The sequence below is a fragment of the Kitasatospora sp. NPDC056531 genome, from assembly GCF_042794375.1.
Taxonomy (GTDB): domain Bacteria; phylum Actinomycetota; class Actinomycetes; order Streptomycetales; family Streptomycetaceae; genus Kitasatospora.
In genome coordinates, this window is sequence record NZ_JBHTTU010000255.1 from 1 (window position 1) to 3,277 (window position 3,277).

The following is a 3,277-nucleotide window of genomic DNA, read 5'->3' on the forward strand; positions in this document are numbered from 1 at the left end:
TGGCGAGGGAGTCCAGATCAGGCGTCACAACCGATCTCTGGACTCCCTCGCTTCATGTCATGCGCGCCGGCGAGCCCTTGGCATCAATCATCTAGTCGAGGTCGACCGCGAGAACGAGGGCGTCGGCACGCTCGTCGAGAAGCTCACCTCCTACCGCACCTGGTGCGAGCTCCCGGCGAAGGGCGCGGCGAAGGCGGCCTTCGAGGTCTCGCCGCGCCGCCCCTGGGGCCGTACGCACGACCTGCGGCCGTGGCCCACCGTCTACCCGTCGGCTGGCCGCGAGGGCCTGCCGACGGTCGCCCTGGACCTGGAGGCCGGCCGCAAGCGCACCCGACCCAGAGCGGGGCCCCTCACCCCGGAGCAGAAGGAGGAGAGGGCCAAGCGGGACCACCAGCGGCTGCTGCACCGCATGGCCGAGGCCGAGACCGCCTCCGGGACCTCCTGGCACGCGCCTGTGTACGGCGGCGACGCCGTCCACGCCCGCAACCACCACCGCGCGCTGCCGGTCGTGGCCGGCCACCACCCTCCCGCTGTTGCGCCGCCTCGGCGCCGACGGACCGGTCTAGCGCCGGTTCGGCCGGGACGGTTGGCACACCCTCGACCAGGCGGATCCGCCGTCACGTACGACGCGTGCCGCCTCGCCCTGGCGGTCCGCGAATCGGTGCGGTACCAGGTCTTCCTTGGTGGGGGAGTACCGGAAGAGGGTCGGCTCGGAGATTTCGGCGGCCGCGGCGATGTCGTCGACCGGGACGAGGTCGCAGCCGTGCTCCAGGAACAGCGATACGGCCGCGTCGGCGATGGCGTCGCGCGTCCGGTCCTTCCTGCGGGCTCGCAGTCCCGTCGGCTCGCTCATCTGACTACCGCAAAATTCATGACCGAGTTGCTTTTTTAACCCAGTAACGTTTTTATGGGTGGCATGAGTCAGACAGACATTCCTCCCGTGCTCGTGACCGGGGCGACGGGCCGGGTCGGCCGCGTCGTCCTCGACCAACTCCTCGACGCGGGCGTGCCGGTCCGCGCCCTCACCCATCGCCCCGAGGCAGCGGCGATGCTGCCGGCGAAGGTCGAGGTCTTCACCGGCGACCTCACCGTGCCCGAGTCGCTCGACCCGGCGTTGAACGGCGTCGGTGCGGCCTTCCTCGTCTGGACCGCACCGCCTCGGACCGCCCCGGCAGTCATGGGGCGGCTGGCGGCCCACGTGCGGCGGGTCGTCTTCCTCTCCTCCCCGCACCAGACGCCGCACCCCTTCTTCCAGCAGCCCAACCCCATGGCGGTGCTGCACGCCGACATCGAGCGGCTCATCGCGGCCACCGGACTCGAGTCGACGATCATCCGGCCAGGGATGCTCACGTCGAACTCGCTGGCCTGGTGGGCGCCCGCGATCCGGAAGGGCGGGCCCGTCCGGTGGCCCTACGGCGCCGCCGAGACGGCACCGGTCGACGACCGCGACGTCGCAGCCGTCGCGGCGCGGACCCTCTATCAGGACGAATACGTCGGAGGTGATTACGTCCTCACGGGCCCCGAATCGCTGACCCACGCCGCGCAGGTGGACGTCATCGGTGACGTCCTGGGGCGACGGATCGCATTCGAGGAGATGACGCCGGACGAGTTCCGGAGCCTGTCGGAGGGTGCGGCGCCCAGCTCTGTCGTCGACATGCTGCTCGCCGCGTGGAGCGCGGCGGTCGGACAGCCCGCGTACGTCACCAGTGCGGTGGCCGACATCCTCGGGACGGCGCCGCGAACGTTTCGTCAGTGGGCCGCTGACCACGTCACCGCGTTCACGGAGGGTCCGGAGGGTTCGTGACCCCGTCGGCCCGCCCTGCGTCCCCGGCCGCAACCTCAGTCCGAGGTCACTCCGGCCGCCTGCGCCGCCGGGGCCTGCCCGGCGCGTGGGCTCGGGAGGTTCGTACCGACAGGAGGCGCAGTCAACCGCCCTGTGTCCCCTCGGCGGCCCGGCAACGCGCACACCTGCTTGTCCGCCGGCTCGTCCACCCTGGTCCTCGTCGTCTGCTTCAGAACCAGGCTGAGGAGGGAGAGGGTCTGTACAAGTTCACTGGACACACCCGCGCCGGGCTGCGCCTCGCCGCCGGCGGCGGGATGGTCGGGAGTGTGGATTGCCACCGGATGCCGGCGGAGGTGAAGGCCGGCGGAGCTCCTACCAGGAGTGGCTCTACACCAGACACAGTGACGTAGCGCGACCTTTCGAGTGTGTCCTGTGCCTGTTGTGAGTGGCAGCGCGGTCAGAAGGTCTGGAGGTTGAGGCCGCAGTGGGTGTCTGGCGGTCTGCTGGCACCGGTGGTGCTATTTTGAACGCGTTCAATAATCTTGAACATGTTCAAAGCATCCTTGGGGGTGGATGATGACCGGATCGTTGTCGTCGCGTTACGCCGAGCCTCGGCCGTGGGGGCTCGCCGCGTGGGCCGGTGCCTCGTGGCTGATTTACGCGGTCGCGTACGTGACGGGTGAGGCAGGCGCCGATGGAGAAACCCTCGTCACGTGGTGTCTGGCCGGCTTCAGCACCTTGATTCCCCTGGCGGTGCCAGGGCGTTGGGGCTTTCGTGTGGCCTGCCTTGTCGTCGGCTGGCTGCAGTTCGGCATCGAGATCATGCTCTCTCTCGCGTTCCTGCTGATCCCGCTGCCGATCTTCGTGGCCGTTTTCCCGTCCGGCGTTGTACTGCTGCTCGCAGGTCGGAGGAACGGCGGCCCGATCGGCAAAGTGATCGGTGTCCTGCTGAGTCTGGTCCCCCTCGTGCTCTTCCTGTTCGTCTGGGGAGGCAGGTAGCCGACCCGGGCGGGGGCTCGTCGGCCCGTTCCCGGGTGTTGGGTACGGTTCGCGAATGAAGTTCATCGGGCGGGTCCTGATCCGCGGGTTGTTCCGGTTCCTGTTCACCACGGTGACCGGTTGGGTGGTGCTCGGTGTACTGGTAACGGCGATCGTGGCGCTGGTGGCGGTCCGCGCGGTGCGGGACGAGCGGGCTGGGTGACCGTCCATCGGTGCGCGTCGAACACATGGAGGGCTCCGGGCGGACCGCTCGGTCCGGACCGGAGCCTTCGCTCATGACAAATCGAGGTTGACAGCCAGCCCGCGTCTGCCCATGCGGCAACCGGCCTTCAACAGACACGAGTTGCTCAGGCCACCCGCGTGAGGCAGCCTCGCCGGGGCGCGGGGGTGGCTGCCGCCGACCTGGTGGCCGCCGCGAGGTTTCCGCTTCCGGAGGAGTTGCCGAGGCCGAGGTTGATCCGGGCCGCCCGCTAGCAGGTCTCACTCGTCAAACCG

Annotated in this window: 3 protein-coding genes and 1 pseudogene; 3 read left to right on the plus strand and 1 reads right to left on the minus strand. The window is 69.4% G+C overall.

The window, feature by feature from the left end; translation table 11 throughout:
- Nucleotides 1-610: 610 nt before the first annotated feature.
- A pseudogene (locus ACFQ87_RS45220) lies at nt 611-853 on the minus strand (TetR/AcrR family transcriptional regulator); the annotation flags it as partial.
- Between the two features lie 63 nt (nt 854-916).
- Here ACFQ87_RS45220 and ACFQ87_RS45225 point away from each other — a divergent pair.
- From ACFQ87_RS45225 to ACFQ87_RS45235, 3 genes are all read left to right on the plus strand, one after another.
- Nucleotides 917-1,804 (plus strand): SDR family oxidoreductase, encoded by an 888-nt coding sequence (locus ACFQ87_RS45225; RefSeq protein ID WP_380616878.1) that lies wholly within the window; start codon nt 917-919, stop codon nt 1,802-1,804.
- A gap of 552 nt (nt 1,805-2,356) precedes the next feature.
- Nucleotides 2,357-2,782 carry a hypothetical protein gene (locus ACFQ87_RS45230; RefSeq protein WP_380616879.1) on the plus strand — a complete coding sequence of 142 codons (426 nt, stop codon included), beginning with the start codon at nt 2,357-2,359 and terminating at the stop codon, nt 2,780-2,782.
- A 55-nt stretch (nt 2,783-2,837) separates the two neighbouring features.
- Nucleotides 2,838-2,984, plus strand: a complete 147-nt coding sequence (locus tag ACFQ87_RS45235; protein ID WP_380616880.1) for a hypothetical protein — start codon at nt 2,838-2,840, stop codon at nt 2,982-2,984.
- Nucleotides 2,985-3,277 lie beyond the last annotated feature (293 nt).

Coding starts and splice junctions, on each gene's coding strand:
- ACFQ87_RS45225 (WP_380616878.1), top strand. CDS start 917: ATGAGTCAGACAGACATTCCTCCCGTGCTCGTGACCGGGGCGACGGGC.
- ACFQ87_RS45230 (WP_380616879.1), top strand. CDS start 2,357: ATGATGACCGGATCGTTGTCGTCGCGTTACGCCGAGCCTCGGCCGTGG.
- ACFQ87_RS45235 (WP_380616880.1), top strand. CDS start 2,838: ATGAAGTTCATCGGGCGGGTCCTGATCCGCGGGTTGTTCCGGTTCCTG.